17 protein-coding genes are annotated in these 20,463 nt (G+C 71.8%); 8 read left to right on the top strand and 9 right to left on the bottom strand.

Annotation, left to right across the window (positions count from 1 at the left end; translation table 11 throughout):
* Positions 1–12 precede the first annotated feature (12 nt).
* Both ACFVX4_RS19080 and ACFVX4_RS19075 read left to right on the top strand, forming a co-directional pair.
* Positions 13–1,224, top strand: a complete 1,212-nt coding sequence (locus tag ACFVX4_RS19080; protein ID WP_389978410.1) for a sensor histidine kinase — start codon at positions 13–15, stop codon at positions 1,222–1,224.
* A complete protein-coding gene (locus tag ACFVX4_RS19075) occupies positions 1,221–1,865 on the top strand; it encodes a response regulator (RefSeq protein WP_389978407.1) in 645 nt (214 codons plus the stop codon). The genes ACFVX4_RS19080 and ACFVX4_RS19075 overlap by 4 nt, the downstream gene beginning before the upstream one ends.
* 77 nt (positions 1,866–1,942) lie before the next feature.
* On the opposite strand, the gene ACFVX4_RS19070 is transcribed toward ACFVX4_RS19075, so the two are convergent.
* Complete coding sequence (locus ACFVX4_RS19070) at positions 1,943–2,245, bottom strand: DUF5955 family protein (RefSeq protein ID WP_389978403.1); 303 nt, start codon at positions 2,243–2,245, stop codon at positions 1,943–1,945.
* Between the two features lie 257 nt (positions 2,246–2,502).
* Here ACFVX4_RS19070 and ACFVX4_RS19065 point away from each other — a divergent pair, with 257 nt between their 5' ends.
* Positions 2,503–3,108 (top strand): NTP transferase domain-containing protein, encoded by a 606-nt coding sequence (locus tag ACFVX4_RS19065; protein ID WP_389978402.1) that lies wholly within the window; start codon positions 2,503–2,505, stop codon positions 3,106–3,108.
* Between the two features lie 234 nt (positions 3,109–3,342).
* A complete protein-coding gene (gene aceB, locus ACFVX4_RS19060) occupies positions 3,343–4,962 on the top strand; it encodes a malate synthase A (protein WP_389978399.1) in 1,620 nt (539 codons plus the stop codon).
* 86 nt (positions 4,963–5,048) lie between these two features.
* Here the strand turns inward: aceB and ACFVX4_RS19055 are convergent, their stop codons facing one another.
* The 3 genes from ACFVX4_RS19055 to ACFVX4_RS19045 all read right to left on the bottom strand — a co-directional run bounded on the left by ACFVX4_RS19055 (position 5,049) and on the right by ACFVX4_RS19045 (position 9,050).
* Positions 5,049–5,291, bottom strand: a complete 243-nt coding sequence (locus ACFVX4_RS19055) for a hypothetical protein (protein WP_389978397.1) — start codon at positions 5,289–5,291, stop codon at positions 5,049–5,051.
* Positions 5,292–5,573: 282 nt separating this feature from the next.
* Complete coding sequence (locus ACFVX4_RS19050; protein ID WP_389978394.1) at positions 5,574–7,862, bottom strand: glycosyl hydrolase family 18 protein; 2,289 nt, start codon at positions 7,860–7,862, stop codon at positions 5,574–5,576.
* Positions 7,863–8,057: 195 nt separating this feature from the next.
* The gene (locus ACFVX4_RS19045; protein ID WP_389978391.1) at positions 8,058–9,050 is read right to left on the bottom strand and encodes a fibronectin type III domain-containing protein; all 993 of its coding nucleotides are present in this window, start codon (positions 9,048–9,050) and stop codon (positions 8,058–8,060) included.
* Positions 9,051–9,220: 170 nt separating this feature from the next.
* On the opposite strand from ACFVX4_RS19045, the gene ACFVX4_RS19040 reads away from it, so the two are divergent.
* Entirely contained in the window at positions 9,221–10,282 is a 1,062-nt protein-coding gene (locus ACFVX4_RS19040) for an amidohydrolase family protein (RefSeq protein WP_389978387.1), read from the top strand.
* Positions 10,283–10,334: 52 nt separating this feature from the next.
* Positions 10,335–10,940 carry a TIGR03086 family metal-binding protein gene (locus ACFVX4_RS19035; RefSeq protein WP_389978385.1) on the top strand — a complete coding sequence of 202 codons (606 nt, stop codon included), beginning with the start codon at positions 10,335–10,337 and terminating at the stop codon, positions 10,938–10,940.
* 74 nt (positions 10,941–11,014) lie between these two features.
* Here ACFVX4_RS19035 and ACFVX4_RS19030 read toward each other — a convergent pair whose 3' ends face one another.
* Together ACFVX4_RS19030 and ACFVX4_RS19025 are read right to left on the bottom strand one after the other, a co-directional pair.
* Entirely contained in the window at positions 11,015–13,144 is a 2,130-nt protein-coding gene (locus tag ACFVX4_RS19030; RefSeq protein ID WP_389978383.1) for a hypothetical protein, read from the bottom strand.
* 158 nt (positions 13,145–13,302) lie between these two features.
* Positions 13,303–13,986: an alpha/beta fold hydrolase gene (locus ACFVX4_RS19025; protein WP_389978380.1), complete on the bottom strand. Its 684-nt coding sequence runs from the start codon at positions 13,984–13,986 to the stop codon at positions 13,303–13,305.
* A 315-nt stretch (positions 13,987–14,301) separates the two neighbouring features.
* Between ACFVX4_RS19025 and ACFVX4_RS19020 the strand changes: the two genes are divergently transcribed.
* Complete coding sequence (locus ACFVX4_RS19020) at positions 14,302–14,610, top strand: SH3 domain-containing protein (RefSeq protein ID WP_389978377.1); 309 nt, start codon at positions 14,302–14,304, stop codon at positions 14,608–14,610.
* Positions 14,611–14,784: 174 nt separating this feature from the next.
* Positions 14,785–15,663: a chitosanase gene (locus ACFVX4_RS19015; RefSeq protein WP_389978375.1), complete on the top strand. Its 879-nt coding sequence runs from the start codon at positions 14,785–14,787 to the stop codon at positions 15,661–15,663.
* Positions 15,664–15,760: 97 nt separating this feature from the next.
* On the opposite strand, the gene ACFVX4_RS19010 is transcribed toward ACFVX4_RS19015, so the two are convergent.
* From ACFVX4_RS19010 to ACFVX4_RS19000, 3 genes are all read right to left on the bottom strand, one after another.
* Positions 15,761–17,233, bottom strand: a complete 1,473-nt coding sequence (locus ACFVX4_RS19010) for a nucleobase:cation symporter-2 family protein (protein ID WP_389978372.1) — start codon at positions 17,231–17,233, stop codon at positions 15,761–15,763.
* A gap of 245 nt (positions 17,234–17,478) precedes the next feature.
* Positions 17,479–18,870 (bottom strand): 8-oxoguanine deaminase, encoded by a 1,392-nt coding sequence (locus tag ACFVX4_RS19005; protein WP_389978369.1) that lies wholly within the window; start codon positions 18,868–18,870, stop codon positions 17,479–17,481.
* 45 nt (positions 18,871–18,915) lie between these two features.
* Positions 18,916–20,313 (bottom strand): nucleobase:cation symporter-2 family protein, encoded by a 1,398-nt coding sequence (locus ACFVX4_RS19000; RefSeq protein WP_389978366.1) that lies wholly within the window; start codon positions 20,311–20,313, stop codon positions 18,916–18,918.
* Between the last annotated feature and the right edge of the window lie 150 nt (positions 20,314–20,463).

The raw sequence follows: 20,463 nt of genomic DNA, 5'->3' as shown, positions 1-20,463 counted from the left end.
GCTGGACGAATCATGGATTCCCACGCCCACCCCCCGGTCACCGCCGCACTGCGGCTGTGTCTGCACGCGCTGCTGGTGGGGCTGCTCGCACTCGCGGCGGTACGGGCCGTCGGCGACGGCACCCCGCATGCCACCGCCGTCGTCGTGGTCGCCTGCGTGATGGCCGCCCTGTACGCGGCGGGTGCGCTCGCTCCTGCCGTACAGCCGCGCACCCGCGCCGCCGCGCTGTGGCTGGCGGCGCTGGGCGCCGTGTGGCTGGCGCTGCTCGTCCTGTCGCCGGACAGCCTGTGGGTGGCCTTCCCGCTCTACTTCCTGCAACTGCATCTGCTGCCGACGCGCTGGGCCTTGCCGGCCGTCGCCGCCACCGCCGTCGCCGCCATCGCCGGCTTCGTGCTGCACGGCCAGGCCGTCAACCCGGGCACCTTCATCGGGCCGCTGCTCGGGGCGGCGGTCGCGGTCGCGACGGTCCTCGGGTACGAGGCGCTGTTCCGGGAGAGCGAACGGCGCCGGGAGCTCATCGAGGAGCTGATGTCGACCCGGGCGGAGCTGGCCGAGGCGGAACGCACCGCGGGCACGCTCGCCGAACGCGAACGGCTGGCCCGCGAGATCCACGACACGCTGGCGCAGGGGCTGTCCAGCATCCAGCTCCTGCTGCGCGCCGCCGAACGCACCCTGTCCGCCGACGCCCCCGCCACCGCGCACGTCCGCCGGGCCCGCGAGGCCGCCCAGGACAATCTCGCCGAGGCCCGCCGCTTCGTACGCGCCCTGTCGCCGCCGGACCTGGAGAACGGCTCCCTGGCGGCCGCCCTGGAACGCCTCTCGTCCCGCACGACCGGCCCCGGCCTCACGGTGCAGTTCGCGGTGAGCGGCACGCCGGTGGAACTGCCCACGCCGTACGAGGTGGCGCTGCTGCGCACCGCCCAGTCGGCGCTGGCCAACACGGTGCGGCACGCCGGGGCGCGGCGCGCGGAGATCACCCTCAGCTTCATGGGCACCTCGGTGTCGCTGGACGTCGTCGACGACGGCCGGGGGTTCACCCCGGGGCTCGGCCCGGTCGTCGCGGACCAGGACACCGGCGGCTTCGGGCTGCCCGCGATGCGTGCGCGGGCCCGTTCGCTGGGCGGCACGCTCAGTGTCGAGTCGGCCCCCGGTCAGGGCACCGCCGTCGCCCTCACCCTTCCCCTCCCGATCGCCGACGGCCGGCCAGGACAGGACGCCGCATGACCACTCCCGCCGCCACCCCCATCAGGCTGCTGCTCGCCGACGACCATCCGGTGGTACGGGCGGGGCTGCGGGCCGTGCTCGACGCCGAACCCGGCTTCCGGGTGGTCGCCGAGGCGGCCACCGCCGAGCAGGCCGTGGCGCTCGCCTCGACCGGTGAGTTCGATGTCGTCCTCATGGACCTCCAGTTCGGCGCGGGCATGCACGGGTCGCAGGCCACTGCGGCCATCACGGCACAGCGAGGCGCCCCCCGGGTCCTGATCCTCACCACGTACGACTCGGACGCCGACATCCTGGCCGCGGTCGAGGCGGGCGCCGCCGGCTATCTGCTGAAGGACGCCCCGCCGGAGGAGCTGGCGGCGGCGGTCCGCACGGCCGCGGCCGGCCGGTCGGCTCTCGCGCCAGCCGTCGCCCACCGTCTGATGGACCGCATGCGGACGCCCGCGGAGGCGCTGACCAAGCGCGAGCTGGAGGTCCTGCAACTGGTCGGCGAGGGGCTGTCGAACCTGCAGATCAGCAAGCGGCTCTTCCTCAGCCAGGCGACGGTCAAATCCCATCTGGTGCACATCTACGCCAAGCTGGGCGTGGACTCCCGCACCTCGGCGGTCGCGGCGGCGACGGCCCGCAGGCTCATCCGCCGCTGACCCCGGCCGCGTCATGTCGTCGAACTGCCGTCGTCGCGCGGCAGGCGGCAGTCCGGCAACACGACCTGGGCCGCCGGTCAGCCGCGCGGCGGCTCGCCGAAGAGATCGACGGCGACCCGTACGTCCCTGAGCGCGGCGGCCAGGGCGCTCACCGAGCCGATCGCCCCCGCGATCAGCAGCAGCGAACGGCGCAGCCGCGGAATCTCGGGCACCCCGCCGGCCGCCATCGCGTCCAGCGCGGCCAGTTCGTCCTCGGCGATCCCCCGGTCCGGGAATTCCGCGGGATGCCCCGCCAGCTCACGGCGGAGCCGGGAGACGGCCGTACGCAGCTCCGTGACCCTCGGATCCTCACCACTGCCGGTCACCCGCGTCTGCCCCACGCTTCGCAACAAAGCACTCCCCCTCGCACATCCTTGTGCCAGTGTCCCGACCGGCCCCCACGGCATGGTCAAGTATCCGGGCGTGCGCGCAAGTTAACGCCATGAAAGGTGTCGTGCGCCACTCCGCGGACAGAATTCGGGGGGTCCCGTATGGGTGATCTGCTTGTCGCCCGGTGGACGCCGCTCCCGCTCACGCCCTCTTCCGCTTGCTTGAGCGAAGGGTGCGCTTCCGGGGGCTGCTGGGGTATCCAGACCGCATGACTCCGACAACACCAACCCCCGAGGTCGCCGGACTGCTGCTCGCCGCGGGCGGCGGACGGCGGCTCGGCGGACGGCCCAAGGCGCTGCTCGAACACCATGGCCGGCCGCTGGTCGAGCACGCGGTGCGGGTCCTGCGGGACGGCGGCTGCGGTCCCGTCCATGTGGTCCTCGGCGCCGCCGCGGAGGAGGTCCGGGCCCGCGCCGACCTGAGCGGCTGCACGGTGACCGTCAATCCCGGGTGGACCGAGGGCATGGGCTCGTCGCTGCGGGCGGGGCTCGGGGCGCTGGCCGGCACGGGGTCGGACGCGGCGCTCGTCCTCCTGGTCGATCAGCCGGGCATCGGCGCGGACGCGGTGGCACGGGTACGTTCGGCGTACCGCTCCCGGACGGGTCTCGCCGCCGCCGCGTACGACGGGGAGCGCGGCCATCCGGTGTTGTTCGGGGCCGTCCTGTGGGCGGACATCGCGGCGGGGGCGGTGGGCGACCAGGGTGCCCGCGCCTATCTGCGGGCGCACCGCGATGCGATCACGCTCGTCGAGTGTTCCGATGTGGCTCAGGCGTACGACATCGACACGGTGGAGGACCTGAAGCACCTCGGGTGACCGGGCTGGCACGCCGCGCCAGCACGGCGCCACTTCTGTCGACCCTGAGAATCTCGACATCAACAAACCATTGAACTTCCACCATGAGGAAACTACTATCCACTGGTCAGAAGCCCTCTGCACCCCAGACGGCGTCCACGTCCGTATCCCGGAGCCCTGGCACGCCGTGCCGTTTCAGGCGACCCGGCGGTCGTGAGAGGCCGCCCGTACCGCCCGCTGAAGGAGTGACAGCTCATGTCCGCACCAGCGCCGTCCCCGCTGGCCATCGTCGATGCCGAGCCCCTGCCCCGGCAGGACGAGGTCCTGACCGACGCGGCCCTCGCGTTCGTGGCCGAGCTGCACCGGCAGTTCACGCCCCGCCGTGACGAGCTGCTCGCCCGCCGCGGCGAGCGCCGCGCCGAGATCGCCCGTACGTCCACGCTGGACTTCCTGCCCGAGACGGCGGCGATCCGCGCGGACGACTCCTGGAAGGTCGCCCCGGCCCCGGCCGCGCTGAACGACCGCCGGGTGGAGATCACCGGTCCGACCGACCGCAAGATGACCATCAACGCCCTGAACTCGGGCGCCAGGGTCTGGCTCGCCGACTTCGAGGACGCGTCCGCCCCCACGTGGGAGAACGTCGTCCTCGGCCAGCTCAACCTGATCGACGCGTACACCCGCAACATCGACTTCACGGACCCCCGGTCCGGCAAGTCGTACGCCCTGAAGCCCGCCGACGAGCTCGCCACGGTCGTCACCCGCCCCCGCGGCTGGCACCTGAACGAGCGTCACCTCCAGCTCGACGGCACCCCGGTGCCCGGCGCCCTGGTCGACTTCGGCCTCTACTTCTTCCACAACGCCCAGCGCCTCATCGATCTCGGCAAGGGCCCGTACTTCTACCTCCCGAAGACCGAGTCGCACCTGGAGGCCCGCCTCTGGAACGACATCTTCGTCTTCGCCCAGGATTACGTCGGCATCCCGCAGGGCACGGTCCGCGCGACCGTCCTGATCGAGACGATCACCGCCGCGTACGAGATGGAGGAGATCCTGTACGAGCTCCGCGACCACGCCTCCGGGCTGAACGCGGGACGCTGGGACTACCTCTTCTCCATCGTCAAGAACTTCCGCGACGGCGGCGCCAAGTTCGTCCTCCCGGACCGCAACGCGGTGACGATGACCGCCCCGTTCATGCGCGCGTACACCGAACTGCTCGTCCGCACCTGCCACAAGCGCGGCGCGCACGCCATCGGCGGCATGGCCGCCTTCATCCCGTCCCGCCGCGACGCCGAGGTCAACAAGGTCGCCTTCGAGAAGGTCAAGGCCGACAAGGACCGCGAGGCCCACGACGGATTCGACGGCTCCTGGGTCGCCCACCCGGACCTGGTCCCGATCGCCATGGCCTCCTTCGACGCGGTCCTCGGCGAGAAGCCGAACCAGAAGGACCGCCTGCGCGAGGACGTCTCGGTGGCCGCCGGCGACCTGATCGCCATCGACACCCTGGACGCCAAGCCCACGTACGACGGTCTGCGCAACGCCGTCGCGGTCGGCATCCGCTACATCGAGGCCTGGCTGTGCGGCATGGGCGCGGTCGCCATCTTCAACCTGATGGAGGACGCGGCCACCGCCGAGATCTCGCGCTCGCAGATCTGGCAGTGGATCAACGCCGACGTGGTCTTCGAGAACGGCGAACACGCCACGGCGGAGCTGGCCCGCAAGGTCGCGGCCGAGGAACTCGCCGCGATCCGCGCCGAGATCGGCGACGAGGCCTTCGCCGCCGGCAAGTGGCAGCAGGCCCACGACCTCCTGCTCCAGGTCTCCCTGGACCAGGACTACGCAGACTTCCTGACGCTGCCGGCGTACGAGCGGCTGGGCTGAACCCCGTACGACCCGGCTCGACCTGCTCCGCCCCCGGCACCGCACAGCGCCGGGGGCGGAGGTCCGTCCGCGTCCAGGGACGGGCGTCAGGCGGTCGCCGCCTCCATGTCCGCCTTGACGGCCGACTCGTCCAGCGCGGTGAGTACGGCCTCGGGGTCGCCGCTCTTCATCACCGCCTGGCTCACATCGGTGCGTATCGTGCCCCTGACGGCAGGCCAGGACCGCATGTTGACCGGCGCGAACTGCGCGTCCGACAACTGCTCGACGAACGCCGACAGCGGCTGCTCGGAGGGCCGCCCGCTCGCCGCGTCGGACGCGGAGTACGTCACGGGAAGCGCGGACTGGCTGCCGCCGTAGGTCAGGGCGGACTTTCCGCTGTAGAGGAGATCCGGCTGACGGCCGGGGTCGCCGGCGCGGCGGTGCGGGCGGCGGTGGAGACCTGGTCGGCCGGCGACGCCCCGGCGTCGGGGCCGGAGGGGCCCGCGGCGCTGGCGGAACGCTGCCTGACCTCTGCCGAAGGCGCCTTGAGGGGCGCCTGATCCGGGATGCCGTACGGCCGGTTCGCGGGGCCCGTCGGGGCTCCGCGAACCGGCCGGTCGTCCCCGGGCCCGCTACTTCAGGCCGGTGTCCAGTGCGTTCATCAAGGTGCCCTGTGACGTGTCACCGGACATCTCCCAGACCATCGCCCCCAGCAGCCCCTTGGACTTCACGTAGTCGGTCTTCTTGCCGATGGACCAGGTGTCGTCGAAGGACCACCACTGACTGCCGGTGTAGCCGTACGTCGACAGCGACTGTTCGTCGTGATGGACCGTCATCGTCGGATAGGCGCCGATGAGGTTGGAGTAGCCGCGGGTACCGGCCTCCTCCGCGAACTGGCCGGGAGCGGCGCCGCCCGCGCTCTGCCACTCGCCGGCGGCTCCGCCGTCGGCGACGTTCTGCCAGCCCCGGCCGTAGAACGGGATGCCGAGGGTCAGCTTGCGGGGCTCGACGCCCGCGTCGGTGTACGCCTTGATGGCGGCGTCGGCGCTGAAGTGGAAGTCGTAGGGGTCCTGGTCGTCCGTATAGAGGTTGGCCTGGTGGCCGGTGCGGTTCGGCTCCCAGGAGTTGTCGCTCCCGGAACCGTGGAAGTCGTAGCCCTGTACGTTCGCCACGTCGAGGGAGTCGAAGACCTTGCCCAGGTCCCAGCCGTCGCCGATCTTCTGCGGGTCGGCCGGGGTGAAGGCGGTGAGGAGGCGGTGGCCGCCGCCGAGGGCGTCCATCTGCTTGCGGAACTCGGCGAGCAGCAGGGTCAGGTTGCCCTTGTCGTCGGGCGAGTAGTGGTTGCCGGGGTGCCCGGTGCCCGTGCCCGGCCATTCCCAGTCGATGTCGAAGCCGTCGAAGATCCCGGCGGCGGTGCCGGGGCCGCCCGCGCCGTTGTACTCGGGCAGGTTGCCCTTGATGTACATGTCGATGCAGGAGGAGACGAACTTCTTGCGGGAGGCGTCGGTGGCCGCCACGTCGGAGAAGTACTTGGAGTACGTCCAGCCGCCGAGCGAGACCACGATCTTCAGGTTCGGGTGGAGTTTCTTGAGCTTCTTCAACTGGTTGAAGTTTCCACGCAGTTTGCCCCAGCCGTCGTCCGCGACGCCGTCGACGGACTGGGCGGCGCTGAACGGACGTCCGTAGTCGGCGTCGGCGTCACCGGCGCCGGTGCCCTGCTCGGGGTCCTCGGGGTCGGCGGTGGTGCCCTTGGTGACACCGTTCAGACAGGTGAGGTTGTTGGGGTCGATGTTGGCGAAGGCGTAGTTGACGATGTCGAGCTTGTCGGCGGCACCCGAGTCATGGAGGTTCTTGACGAAGTACTGGCGGCCGTAGATGCCCCACTGGACGAAGTAGCCGACCTTCGCGTAGTTGCCCGCGCCGACGATGTCGTCGGTCTTGACCGTGAGCGCGTTGCCGGCCGGGGAGGGATTGTCCGCCGCGTCACGGGCCTTGACGGTGAAGGTGTACGAGGTCGAGGGCGAGAGCCCGCCGATGGTGGCGGTGGTCGTGGTGCCCGGGACCGTGGTGGCCAGTGCCCCGTCCCGGTAGATGTCGTAGGCGGCTACGCGCTGGTTGTCCGTCGCGGCGGTCCAGGCCAGGGTGACGGACGAGGAGTCGGTGGCAGTGGCGTGCAGCGAGCCCGGCGCGGTCGGCGGGGAGGTGTCGGTGGCCGGGTCGACGGTGGTGACGGCCAGCGGCGCGCTCTCGGCGGAGGTGTTGCCCCGGGTGTCCTTGGCCCGGACCGTGAAGGAGTAGGCGGTGGCCGGGGTGAGACCGGTGACCGTGGCGGAGGTCGTCGCGGTGGCCGAGCCCACCACCTTGCCACCGGCCAGGATGTCGTACGACGCCACGGGGAAGTCGCCGGCCGTCGCCGCCGTCCAGGACAGCGACGCGGTGCGGGCGGTGACGTCGGTCTGCTTCAGCCCGCCGGGCGCACCCGGGGGCGCGTCCGCGGAGCCGTCGCACTTGTCACCGTTGATCCGGCAGCCGGTCGGCGCGGCGATCGGCCCGGTCGCGACGAACCAGAAGCTGTACGGCTCGCTGGTGCCGTGCGCGGCGACCGTACCGTTGTAGTGGGCGTTGACCGCGGTGATGTGGCTGCCCTGGGTGGTGACGGTGCCGTTGTAGGAGGTGTCGATCGCGACCCCGGCCGGCAGATCGAATTCGAGGTTCCAGCCGGTCACGGCGGTGTCGGTGTCGTTGTGCAGGACGTAAGTCCCTTTCCACCACGCCCCGTTGTCGGCCGAGGTGAAGGTGGCCGTCAGCTTGCCCGCCGCGTGCGCGGGCGCGGCCTGCAAGGACAGCAGCGCGAGGAGCAGCCCGAGAACGGCGACGAGGGCGGTGGCCGTTCTCCGTCTGAATGTCATGTGCTCGAACATGGATTTCTCCCTTGAGGCAGGGACCGGTGAGGCGGTCCTGGGGGAGCCGGATTCCTTGGTGCCATGGAGCACGGGGGAAACTAAGAGGTCTGGACCAACTCGTCAATAGGTACAGACCAATCACGCGCAAAGTCCGCCTGCCCGGACCTGGACCGGCAGTCACCGGATCCCGCGCACCCCGGGCCCGCGAACCTGTCAGTCGCCGAGGACGACCGTGCGCTGGGCGGAGAAGTCGCCCCACTTCCCGTCGGGCAGCTTGGCGCGGATCTTCATCGAGTAGCGGGTGCCGCGCGGGTCGCCGACGGCGAGGCGGTAGCTCGCCCGGCCTGCGGGCGGGGTGGCGCCCCACACGATCGTGGTGGTCAGCCGGCCGCCGATGAAGAGCTGGTACGCGGGGATCCCGCCGCCCGTCTCCGGCTGCTTCCAGTCCAGGTCGATGGCGTACTCCTTGCCCTGGACGCGGTTGCCGATCCGCAGGTCGGTGGGGGCGGTGCTCGCCGGTGCGCCCGGAGCGGAGGCGGTGGTGAGATCGATGGCGTTGCTGTCCGGCGAGGAGGTGTCGGCGGCGTCGCGGGCACGGACGGTGAAGGTGTAGACGGTGCCGGGGCGCAGTCCGGTCAGATGTGCCGTGGTCTGCGTGCCGGGCACGCTGTGGATCCGGGAGTCCTCCTGGTAGATGTCGTACGAGGTGACGCCGATGTCGTCCGTCGAGCCTCCCCAGGAGAGGTTCACCGCCCGGCTGCCGCCCACCGTGCCACGCAGCCGCACCGGGCGGGTCGGCGCCTCGTGGTCGGCGGGGGTCGGGGCGGGTGTGGTGACGCTCGCGGCGGCGCTCGGCGCGGAGAGATTCCCGGCGGCGTCGCGGGCGCGGACGGTGAAGGTGTAGGCGGTCGACGCGGTCAGCCCGCCGACGTCGATCATCACCTTGGCCGCCGGGACCGATTCGACCCGCTTCCCCTCGCGGTAGATCTCGTAGCCGGTGACCGCCCTGTCGTCGGAGGCCCGCTCCCACATGACGTGCACGGAGGTGGCGCTGCTCGCCTGCGCCGTCACATGGCCGGGCACCGTCGGCTTGCGGATGTCGGCCTCAGGAGCGGAATCGCAGGCGCTGAGCGCGGCGAGGAGCAGGGCGGCGGAACAGGCCAACGCGGCGGTTGCGTGGGGGCGTTGCACGGTCGTGCCTTCCATCCGGCAGCAATGGTCCAGACCTGTATCGCACGGTGCGGGGGTCTCCGACAAGAGGGTGGAGCGGAACCTTCCGCAATATGCCGATGTGTGCGTCGGCCAGCGGTGGGGCAGCGCGCCGGTGTGCGTCGGCCGGCCGTCGGCGGGTGCCTGAGATGCCGTACGGTCGGCTGGTGTTGTGCATACGAGGTGTGGTGCTGCCCGAGCGCGAGGAACGCACGTTCTGGATCGACGGGGAGGTGCTCCGCGCGGGCCCTCCGCCCGGCGGGCTCGCCGGCCGGGATGCCGAGACGGTCGTCGACGGCGGCTGGCTGCTGCCCGGTCTCGTCGACGTGCACACGCATCCGGGCGCGTCGGCGCCGGGCGAACCGTTCGACGAGGAGCTGCTGCGCCGGCAGTTGGGCGAGCACCGGGACGCCGGGGTGCTCGCGGTGCGCACTCCCGGCACCGCGCAGCGGATGCCCGCCTGGGTGGCGAAGGACCCGGAGCTGCCGCATGTCACGTCGGCGGGGCGGTGGCTGGCGACACCGGGCCGGTTCTTCCCCGGTTTCGGACGCGATGTGAGCGAGGCCGAGTTGGCGCGGGCGGCCGTGGAGGAGGCGGCCGCCTCGTCCGGGTGGTGCAAGGTCATCGGTGACTGGGCCGCCGACGAACCCGCCGTTCCCCTCCCGCTGTTGACCTCGGTGGTGACGGCGGTGCACGCGGCGGGCGGCAAGGTGGCGGTGCACTGCCAGACCGCCGAGGGCAGCCGCAATGCCGTACTGGCGGGCGCCGACAGCCTGGAGCACGGCATGCATCTCGACCCGGCCCTGCTGGACCGGATGGCCGCGCAGGGCACGGCGTTCGTGCCGACGTTGAGCGTCTTCGGTGCCAAGGCGGACGCGATGCGGGCGCGGGAGCCGGGCGTGCGCCGTGATCTGTGGCTGGCCGGCTGGGACACCATGCTCGACCATGTGCGCGCGGCCCACGAGGCGAAGGTGACGGTGCTGGCGGGGACGGACTCCTTCCCTTGCGGGACGGTCGCGGGCGAGATGGAATGGCTGGTACGGGCCGGTCTGTCGGCCCACGCGGCACTCGGCGCCGCGTCCTGGACGGCACGGGCCTGGCTCGGGCTGCCGGGCCTCGTGGACGGCGCGCCCGCCGACGTGGTCGCGTACGCCACCGACCCGACCCTGGACCCCGGCGCGCTGAATCACCCGAGCCGGATCGTGCTCCGTGGACGCATCGTGCGATGAGTTCGGGGTGCGGGAAGTGATGAGTTCGGGGTGCGGGAGGAGTCAGCACCGTATGGACACGCACACGGAAACCACTCCCACGATCGATCTCGAACCCGCGGCACGGCACATCGCCGGCCTGCTCGACGGCATCGACGAGCAGCAGCTGGACGATCCGACGCCCTGTCCCGACTACGCGGTACGCGAGCTGCTCGCCCATGTGGCCGGGCTGAGCGCGGCATTCCGCGACGCGGCGCGGAAGGACCTCGGCCCGATGACCGACACCGCTCCGGACGCGGGGCTTCCGGTCCTCGCCGACGACTGGCGCGAAACCCTGCCGCCGTTGCTGGAAGAGGTGGTGAAGGCCTGGCGCGATCCTGCCGCCCGGCAGGGAATGACCAGGGCGGGCGGCGTGGATCTGCCGGGTGAGGTGGCGCTGGTGATCGCGCTGGACGAGCTGGTGATCCACGGCTGGGACCTGGCTCGGGCGACCGGCCAGCGGTACGAGGCGGACGAGGCGGACCTTCGCGTCGCGCTGGACATGCTGACCCCCGGTGACGGCAAGCCCCGGGCGGACAGCATCTTCGGCCCGCCGGTTCCGGTCCCGGCCGACGTGCCCCTCGTCGACCGGGCCGTCGCGATGAGCGGTCGCCGCCCGGACTGGAAGCCGGGCGACTGAGCTGAGCCACGCGCGGCGGGGTGGTGCGCCTCCGAGCGGTACGCCTCCCAGCGGTGACGGTCAGGACAGGCCGGTCAGGTCAGCCTTCGCGCCGCCTCGCGTGCCTGTTCCCGCAGCCGTTCGTCGGCCGGGGCTATTCCGGGCTCCACGCCCGAGGCCCGCACCCGGAGGTCCCGTTCGGCCAGGGCGGTCAAGCGGCGGTGATGGTCCGCGGTGAGGGCAGCGGGTCCGAGTGCGACCAGGGCCTCCAGCGCGGTCACCGCGTCGTCGTCCTGCTCCGCGGCGTCCAGGAGCAGTTCGGCCGTGCGGGGGCCGTCGAGGGACTCGGGCGCGATCGCGCGGAGGGCGAGCACCACCGACGGAATCTGCACCCGGTCGGTGATCAGGCCCTCCAACGCGGGGACCAGCGGCCGGGCCGCGTCGCCGATGCGGCCCGCCGCCCGCGCGGCACGGCCGAGCGTCCAGCGCAGCCACGTCGGCTCCGCCGCCGCGAGCACACCGGCCAGCACCGGCACCGCTTCCTCCAGGTCACCGGTGATCCGCCACAGGGCCGAGGCGAGCTCGACGTCGGCGTCCAGCTGCGGGGAGTTGCGGGTGCCCTCGGAATCGCTGAGCGCGGACCGCAGAGCGGGCACCAGGCCGAGCGCCGCCGGGCCCAGCTCCGCGGCGAGACGCGCGGCCTCCTGCACCGCCGGACCGCCGGGGGTGAGCCGGTCGGCGACGGCCACCAGCAGCGGGCCCATGTCTCCCGTCAGCTCGCGCACCGCCGTCCCCGCGGCAAGCCGGCCGTCCACCGGACCGGTGCGTGCGGCGGCGGTCAGGAGCCCCGCGGTCGCCTCCCGGTGCTCCGGCGGGCAGACCGCGGCCAGCACCTTCGGCACGGCCCTCGGAGATCCGGGCAGCGCGGACCGCAGTTCGGGCAGGGCGGCCGATGCCCGGCTCCCCCACGCGCCGAGCAGGAGGGCGAGCCGGATCGTCTCATCGGCGCCGAGGTCCTCCGCACCCAGCCGGGTACGGATCGCGTCCAGCAGCGCCGGGTCGTACGGGAACGATGTCCCGGCCGTCCCTCCGATCAGGAAACCGCACGCCGCACCGAGTGCGCGTGGACGCCGCCCCAGGTGACGGGCCAGGAGCGGCGCGGCCCGGTCGGGGGCCACGGCGACGAGTGCTTCCAGCGCGCGGTCCGCCGGGTCGCCCTCGCCCGCGGCGAGCCGGGCCAGCACCGGGACAGCCGCCGCGGATCGGGCACCCAGCTTCGCGAGCAGCGCATACGCCTCGGGCACAGCGGCGGGATCGGCGATCAGCGCCTCCACGGCGCCGGCCAGGCGCTCCGGCGCGCTGCGCGAGAGCAGGCAGGCCGTCTCGGCCGCCCACGTCGCCTCCGCCCGCGCCTCGGGGACCGCACTGCGCAGGGCGGCATCGAGCAGGGTGTACGCGGCGTCGCGGTCCGCGGCGGTGTCGCGGAGCAGCAGCGCCTCGACCACGTACTGCAGCGGCTCGTTGCGCTCCAGGTCCAGCCGGCCCTCGACGAGGACGTTCGCGGGCAGGAGGGACAGCATCGCCCCGTGGTGCGCGGGTCCCCAGGGCAGTCCGCCGTCCACGCAGGCCAGCAGCGCCGCGATCCGGACCTCGCCGGGCTCGTCCGCGCCGATGGCCCCGGTCGCCTCGGCGGCCGCACCCGGCGGGTCCAGATGTGCCATCGCCCCCAGGAGTTCGGCCCGTACCAGGGGGTCCGTCTCGGTCCTCCCGCGCAGACGGAGCACCGGCAGCACCTGTTCCGCCGCGCCGGTCATCGCGGCGGCCCGGACCGCGGCCCGCCGGAGCCCCGGATCCTCGGCGTCGACCGTGGCGAGAATCAGCGGCAGCTGACCGACAACGGCTGCCCGGCAGGCGGCTTCGTCGCTGTCGCCGTCGTCCGCCCCGCCCTCCGCTATCCCGCCGAGCAGCACCAGCAGGTCCTCCGTGTGGTACCCCGCTCCGGCGAGCCGGGCGAGGTACGGAACGGCGCGGGCCGTGGCCCCGTAGACCGAGCCCTGGTGCAGGATGCTGCCGTACAGCTCGGAGATCGCCTCGGACGCGGCCTCCTCGCTCTCCCCGGCGAGCGCCCGCAGGTGGCCGGGGACATCGGCCGCGCTCCCGTAGGCATGCCGCAGATCCGCCCACGGCTGGGCGTCGACTTCGGCGAAGAACCGTGTGAGATCCATGAAGCGGATCATGGCATCCGGCACTGACAGCGCTCCGGGCCGTCGGCCCGCAACCGGCCCCGGACCGACTTCAGCCGGCCCCCGGACGGCCCGGAGCCGGTCCTCAGCAGGTCCTCAGCAGGTCCTCGGCAGGTCCACAGTCGGCCCTCAGCTGGTCCTCAGCTGGTGAAGAACTCCGTGATCTGCTGGGCGACCTGGTCGGGGTGGATCTCGTGCACCCGGTGGCCGCCCCCGATCGTGATCAGCCGGCAGTCCGGGATCAGCGAGGCCATGTCCTGCAGGCGTCCCTGGGGCATGGTGGACTCCGGGCCGCCCGAGATCATCAGCGTCGGCGCGACGATCTCGCCGAGGCCGGCCGCCCACTCGGGGTCGGGGTCGGCCACCTCGGCCCGGATGGGAGCGACGGCGGCCCAGTCGTAGTCCACCGGCCCCTCCGGCTCCGCGGCCGGCTTCGGCTCGCTCGGGAACGGCGGCGGGGTCTCCACCAGCGCCAGCCGCTCCACCCGGTCCGCGTGCTCCTGGGCGAGCAGATGGGCGACGACACCGCCCATGGAGTGGCCGACCAGGCCGACCCGGTCGAGCTCGCACTCGTCCAGGAAACCGAGGACGTCGTCCCGCATCAGCTCGAAGGAGTATTCGTCCGGCCAGTCGCTCTCGCCGTGACCGCGCAGGTCGAGGGCGTACACCCGCCACTCCTCGCCGAGCAGGCCGGCGGCCGCCTCCCAGCTCGCGGCGGAGCCGCCGAGGCCGTGCAGCAGGACCACGGGCGAGCCGAAGGGGTCGCCCCAGGTCCGGTACGCCAGCCGTACGTCGCCGACATCCACTACAGACTGATCTTCCATACCCATGACGCTACAGGCGCATGGGCGAAGATCGTTCCGCCGCCTCCGCGGTGGCCGCCCTCCGGCTCGGGTGCGACGCGTGTCCGACGTACGCCCGGCGGCGGTTGCCGGATCCGGTCCTCCTCAAACCCATGATCGGCGGGCGCGGGAAGCGTCCGCCCGCTGCCTGCGCACGCCGGTGCGCACGTCATACGACCTGCGCCTTCACTCCTGTTCGAAGACCGGTCCGGACCCGTGACCGGCCGGTCGGGAACTCTGTTGGGGCTGGCGGACGGCTCACGCCGACGTGGGCCGGATTACGGAGGAGAGATTCGCATGATCAAGAAGATGATGCTGGCCGCGATGGTGCTGACCGCCGGTCTCGGGCTGGCCATGGGCCCCGCCGCCCAGGCCGCGCAGAGTCCCGCCGCCGCGCAGGCCGCGAAGGCACCGGCAGCGGTCTGCACCGTCAACGACAACGGGGTGAACTTCCGCGGCGGGCCGGGCACCGAGTTCCCGGTCCTGGGCCAGGTGAACAAGGGTCAGAACCTGAACGCCCGAGGTCAGCAGGGAAACTGGATCATGGGTGACCTGTGGGGCGGCCCCACGGGCGTCTGGATCCACGTGGCCTACCTGAACTGCTGAGGCCGCAACGCCCGGGGAGGCCCCGCATCGCGCGCTCCGCGCGGTGCGGGGCTTCCCGCGTTCCGGGAGAACTTCTCAACTCCTCGGCGCCGGAGGGGTGTACGACACCCTCCCACTCTGATAGGAAAGCTTCCTAACAGACCGATGGAACGAAGAACTCCCCTTGGAGGACTGGTGCACGCTCCCCATAAGCGCGCCGCACGTCGCAGTACCCGCCCCGTGCGCATCACGGTCATCGCGGTCGGATTGGCCCTCACGGCGATTCCCGTTGCCGCCTACGCCGGCAGCCCCACGCACCAGGCGGCCCCTCAGTCGGTGGCAGCGGCTGCGAAGGCCGCCGCCGCCACCGGGCTGGACGATCCGGCGAAGAAGGAGATCGCCATGCAACTGGTCTCCAGCGCCGAGAACTCCTCCCTCAACTGGAAGTCCCAGTACAAGTACATCGAGGACATCGACGACGACCGCGGCTACACCGGCGGCATCATCGGTTTCTGTTCCGGCACGGGCGACATGCTCGACCTCGTCGAGCTGTACACCGAGCGCAAGCCGGACAACGTCCTCGCGAAGTACCTCCCCGCGCTGCGGAAGGTCAACGGCACCCCCTCGCACAGCGGTCTCGACCCGAACTTCACCAAGGACTGGGCGAAGGCCGGCTCCGACTCGGCGTTCAAGAAGGCGCAGGACGACGAGCGGGACCGGGTGTACTTCAACCCGGCCGTCAAGCAGGGCAAGGCCGACGGCATCGGCACGCTGGGCCAGTTCGCGTACTACGACGCCATCGTCATGCACGGTGACGGCGACGACAGCACCGGCTTCAGCGCCATCCGCAAGCGGGCCCTCTCGAAGGCGAAGCCGCCGTCCCAGGGCGGCAACGAGGTCACGTACCTCAACGCCTTCCTCGACGCCCGCGTCTGGGCGATGAAGCAGGAGGAGGCCCACGAGGACACCAGCCGGGTGGACACCGCCCAGCGGGTCTTCCTGAAGGAGGGCAACCTGAACCTGGACCCGCCGCTCGACTGGAAGGTGTACGGCGACAGCTACCACATCGGCTGACGCACCGGGACGACACGACTGCGGCGCGTACGGCAGCACCCGCGAGGGTCGCCGTACGCGCCACGGTGCCCTACCGCCCGATACCGGCCGGGTCGGGTCAGTGCGCGGCCACCGGGTCCCCGGCCGCCGGGCTGTTCTCCCGCTCCGACGGTTCCGGAACCGGCTTCCTGCCGAGGTGGTTGAAGGCCAGGTTGAGCACGATCGCCACCACGCACCCGGTCGAGATCCCGGAGTCGAGCACGACGAGCAGATCCTTCGGGAACGAGTGGTAGAACTCCGGCGCGGCGATCGGGATCAGGCCGATGCCCACGGCCGCGGCCACGATCAACGCGTTCTCGCCCTTCTCCAGCGCGGCGGTCGCCAGGGTCTGGATGCCGCTCGCGGCGACCGAACCGAAGAGCACGATGCCCGCGCCGCCGAGGACCGGCAGCGGGACGAGCGCGATGACGGACGCCGCGACGGGGACCAGTCCGAGCACGATCAGGATGCCGCCACCGGCGGCCACCACGAAGCGGCTGCGGACCTTCGTCATCGCGACAAGGCCGATGTTCTGGGCGAAGGCACTGCACATGAAGCCGTTGAAGAGCGGGCTGATGGCACTGCCCAGGGTGTCGGCGCGGAGACCGCCCTCGATGGTCCGTTCGTCCGCCGGCCGGCCGACGATCCGGCCGAGGGCGAGCATGTCCGCGGTGGACTCGGTCATGCAGACCAGCATCACGATGCTCATGGAGACGATCGCGGCGATCTCGAACTGCGGCGCCCCGAAGTGGAACGGCGTCGGGAAGCCGACCGGGTCGGCGTCCTCGATGGCGCCGAAGTCGGTGATGCCGACCGGAATCGCGATCAGTGTGCCGACGATCAGCCCGAGCAGGATGGCGATCTGCTGGAGGAATCCGCGCAGCAGTTTGCGCAGCGCGAGGACGATCACCAACGTGACCGCGGCCATGGTGATGTTGGTCGTGGAGCCGTAGTCGGCGGCCTCGGCGTTGCCGCCCTGGGACCAGTTGAAGGCGACCGGCAGCAGCGAGACACCGATCAGGGTGATCACGGTGCCCGTGACCACGGGCGGGAAGAAGCGGACCAGTTTGCAGAAGTACGGGGCCAGCAGGAAGCCGAGCAGGCTGGCGACGATGATCGCGCCGAAGATGACGGCGATGCCGTCGTGCCCGCGGTCCTTGCCGATCGCCACCATCGGCGTGACACCGGCGAACGAGACGCCGTTGACGAACGGCAGCCGGGCGCCTATGCGCCAGAAGCCGAGGGTCTGGAGCAGGGTGGCTATGCCCGCGGTGAACAGGCTCGCCCCCATCAGGAAGGCGGTCTCCTTGGCGGTGAGGCCCACGGCGGGCCCCACGATCATCGGCGGGGCCACCACGCCCGCGTACATCGCGGCCACGTGCTGGAGGCCGCTGGTGAACATCTTCAGTGGGGGGAGCGTTTCGTCGACCGGGTGTTTCCGGTCGGCCGAGGCCGAGTCGGTGGCGGCGCCGGGAAGTCGGGCGGCGTCGGGATGCGGGCCGGCATCGGATGCTGCGTCTGCGTCGTTGCGAAACCTGGGCGTAGCTGCCACGGCGGTTCCTCCGGTCGGGTGCACGTCTGCGGTGACGTCGGTGTCAGGGAGGTGGTGCAAGTGGGGCGTTGGTGCAGGTGGGGCAGGTCGTGCAGCTGGTGCGGGCAGCTTCGGTCACCGGTGCGGGGGCGCGGGCGTCCAGGCACGCGCCCCCGCACCGGTTGCCGTGGACCCCGCTCGGGTCCACGGCGGCCGGCCGAGGGCCGTCCCCCTCGGCCGGCCGGTATCGGGGGTACCGCGGAGCGTCAGGCCCCGGCGGCGATCTGTGCGAGGCGGCGGGCCTCGTCCCGGGTGGCGCGGGCGATGGCGTCCTCGTCCGCGGTGGTCAGGTGGTTGTCCTCGACGACCGGCTCGCCGTTGACGAGGGAGAGGGTGACGGGGGCCGCCGCGCCGAAGACAAGTGCGGTCACCGGGTCGGCGATGGAGGCATGGGCGAGGGTGTCGAGCTTCCACAGCACCAGGTCGGCGAGCTTGCCCGGTTCCAGGGAGCCGATCTGGTCGGCGCGGCCGAGGACCTGGGCGCCGCCGTACGTTCCCAGACGCAGGGCCTGACGTGCATTCAGAGCCTTCTCGCGGTGGGCGCCGAGGCGGTTGATGAGGAGGGCGTTGCGCAGCTCGGTGTGGAGTTCGCCGGACTCGTTGGAGGCGGTGCCGTCGACGCCCAGGCCGACCGGGACGCCGGCCGCGAGCATGTCGGGGACCCGGGCGATGCCCGCGGCGAGCCGGGCGTTGGAGGAGGGGCAGTGCGCGACGCCGGTTCCGGTGCGGGCGAAGGCGGCGATGTCGGAGTCGTTCATGTGGACGCAGTGCGCCATCCACACGTCGTCGCCGAGCCAGCCGGTGGACTCGAAGTAGTCGGTCGGTCCCATCCCGAACAGCTCGTGGCAGAACTTCTCCTCCTCCACGGTCTCCGAGCCGTGGGTGTGCATGCGCACTCCCTTGCGACGGGCCAACTCGGCTCCCTGTCGCAGCAGTTCGGTGGAGATGGAGAACGGGGAGCAGGGTGCGGCCGCGACCTGGGTCATCGCGTCGAACGACGCGTCGTGGTGTGCGTCGATGGTCGCCTCGGTGCCGGCGAGCGCCCCGTCGAGGGTCTCCACGGCGAAGTCCGGCGGCAGTCCGCCGTCCTTGACGCTGCGGTCCATGGACCCGCGGGCGAGGGTGAACCGTACGCCCATGTCACGGGCGGCCCCGATGATGACGCCGGACAGATCGCCGGAGCCCCGCGGGTAGACGTAGTGGTGGTCCATGGCGGTGGTGACGCCGCCGCGGGCCATCATGGCGAGGGAGCCCTGGGCGGCGGCGCGGACCATCGGCTCGTCGATGCGCGCCCACGTCGGGTAGAGGGCGACCAGCCAGTCGAACAGGTTGTGGTCGGTGGCGAGGCCCCGGGTGATCCACTGGTAGAAGTGGTGGTGCGTGTTGATCAGGCCGGGGGTGGCCAGGTGCCCGGCGCCGTCGATGCGGCGTACGACGTTCGCCAGGCCCTCGGGGGCCCGGCCTGCGCCGATGGACTCGATCTTGTTGCCTGCGACGACGACGTGGCCCGAGGCGTACTCGGTGTCGTGGGCGTCGACCGTGGCGATGGCCACGTTCTCGATGACGATGCGGGATACGGGGTCTGCCGAAGGTGCCATGGTGCTTCCTTCCGGAGTGAGTGGCGATGCGGGCACGGCAGGACCCTAGGAGGATTTGAGTGCCGGGGCGGACGCGCCGCCACGGGTGCCGAGATGGTGGAAGAACAGGTTCAGCGACACGGCGACCAGGGCGCCCGCGCTGATGCCGGAGCCGAGCACGGTCTGCGCCCAGGCCGGGAAGTCGATGTAGAAGGTGGGCGCGGCGAGCGGGATGATGCCCGCGCCGAGCGAGACGGCGACCAGGATGATGTTGGAGCTGTCGTCGAGGCCGGCCTCCGAGAGCGTCCGGATGCCGCTGACTGCGATGGAACCGAAGAGGACGATGCCCGCACCGCCGAGTACCGGCATCGGCACCGTGGAGACCACCGCCCCGAGCACCGGGAAGACGCCGAGGACCAGGAGTGCGCCTCCCGCGGCGGCGACGACGTAGCGGCTGCGGACCTTGGTCAGCGAGACGACGCCGACGTTCTGGGCGAAGGCGGAGGTGGGGAAGCCGCCGAAGACGGGACCGAGGAGGGTGGCGATGCCGTCGGTGCGCAGGCCCCGGGTGATGGTCCTGCCGTCGGTCCCGCGCTCGCAGATCTCGCCGATGGCGAGCATTCCGGCGCTGGACTCCGTCATCAGGACGAGCGTCACCAGGCAGAGCGAGATGATCGCGGCGGGCTGGAACTCGGGCGCCCCGAACGCGAAGGGCTTCGGCAGCGCGGCGACAGGGGCGGAGCCGAGCGCCCCGAAGTCCGCCATACCGAACGGGATCGCGGCGAGCGTGCCGATCAACAGCCCCAGAAGCAAGGCGACTTGCTTGACGAAGCCGCGGCCGAAACGCTGGATCAGCAGGATGACGACGAGCGTGAAGGCGGCGAGTGCCAGGTACTTCATGTCCCCGAAGTCGGCGGCAGTCCTGTCGCCGCCCTGCGCCCAGGCGACCGGCACCGGCATCAGGGTCACCCCGATGAGGGTGATGACGACGCCTGTGACGAGCGGCGGGAAGAAACGCAGGAGCTTGCCGAAGAACGGTCCGATGGCGAGACAGAAGACACCGGCGACCATCACCGCGCCGTAGATGGCCGGGAGCTGGTCGCCCGTGGCGTTGGTCTCGGCGATGGCGAGCATCGGCGCGATACCGGCCGAGGAGGCGGCGTTGACGAAGGGCAGCCGGTTGCCGACGAAGCCCTTGACCCCGAGGGTCTGCAGGAGGGTGGCCACACCGGCGATGAGCAGACTCGCGGCGATGAGCCGGGTCTGGCCCGCGGTGTCGAGGTGGACGGCCTGGCCGATGATGAGCGGGGGCGTGACCACACCCGCGTACATGGCGGCAATGTGCTGGAGCGCGGCGGGGACGAGCCGCGAGGGGTGGAGCTTCTGGTCGACCGGGTGGACCTCGGGTCCTTCCGGTGGGGTGGAACACGGGCCTTCTGCCGGCCCTTTTGCAGGCGTTGCCATGGCTAGCTGTTCCCTCCGGTGTGGCGGATCCCCGCCGACCGGGGGGGGGGGGGGGGGGGGGCCAGAGGCGAAGGGTGGGTGGGTCGACCGGGGGGTGTGGGTCTTAATAGTTGCGGAGGAGGGTGGGCCCCATCCAGCCATAAGGGAAGT

This window comes from Streptomyces sp. NPDC058240 (assembly GCF_042882135.1).
In the GTDB taxonomy this organism is placed as follows: Bacteria; Actinomycetota; Actinomycetes; order Streptomycetales; family Streptomycetaceae; genus Streptomyces.
Note: the sequence above shows the minus strand (reverse complement) of the source record. Positions and strands in the feature narration are given on the sequence as shown.

Coding starts and splice junctions, on each gene's coding strand:
- ACFVX4_RS19050 (WP_389978394.1), bottom strand. CDS start 7,862: ATGTTCGAGCACATGACATTCAGACGGAGAACGGCCACCGCCCTCGTC.
- ACFVX4_RS19065 (WP_389978402.1), top strand. CDS start 2,503: ATGACTCCGACAACACCAACCCCCGAGGTCGCCGGACTGCTGCTCGCC.
- ACFVX4_RS19080 (WP_389978410.1), top strand. CDS start 13: ATGGATTCCCACGCCCACCCCCCGGTCACCGCCGCACTGCGGCTGTGT.
- ACFVX4_RS19020 (WP_389978377.1), top strand. CDS start 14,302: ATGATCAAGAAGATGATGCTGGCCGCGATGGTGCTGACCGCCGGTCTC.
- ACFVX4_RS19030 (WP_389978383.1), bottom strand. CDS start 13,144: ATGGATCTCACACGGTTCTTCGCCGAAGTCGACGCCCAGCCGTGGGCG.
- ACFVX4_RS19035 (WP_389978385.1), top strand. CDS start 10,335: ATGGACACGCACACGGAAACCACTCCCACGATCGATCTCGAACCCGCG.
- ACFVX4_RS19000 (WP_389978366.1), bottom strand. CDS start 20,313: ATGGCAACGCCTGCAAAAGGGCCGGCAGAAGGCCCGTGTTCCACCCCA.
- aceB (WP_389978399.1), top strand. CDS start 3,343: ATGTCCGCACCAGCGCCGTCCCCGCTGGCCATCGTCGATGCCGAGCCC.
- ACFVX4_RS19045 (WP_389978391.1), bottom strand. CDS start 9,050: ATGGAAGGCACGACCGTGCAACGCCCCCACGCAACCGCCGCGTTGGCC.
- ACFVX4_RS19025 (WP_389978380.1), bottom strand. CDS start 13,986: ATGGAAGATCAGTCTGTAGTGGATGTCGGCGACGTACGGCTGGCGTAC.
- ACFVX4_RS19005 (WP_389978369.1), bottom strand. CDS start 18,870: ATGGCACCTTCGGCAGACCCCGTATCCCGCATCGTCATCGAGAACGTG.
- ACFVX4_RS19075 (WP_389978407.1), top strand. CDS start 1,221: ATGACCACTCCCGCCGCCACCCCCATCAGGCTGCTGCTCGCCGACGAC.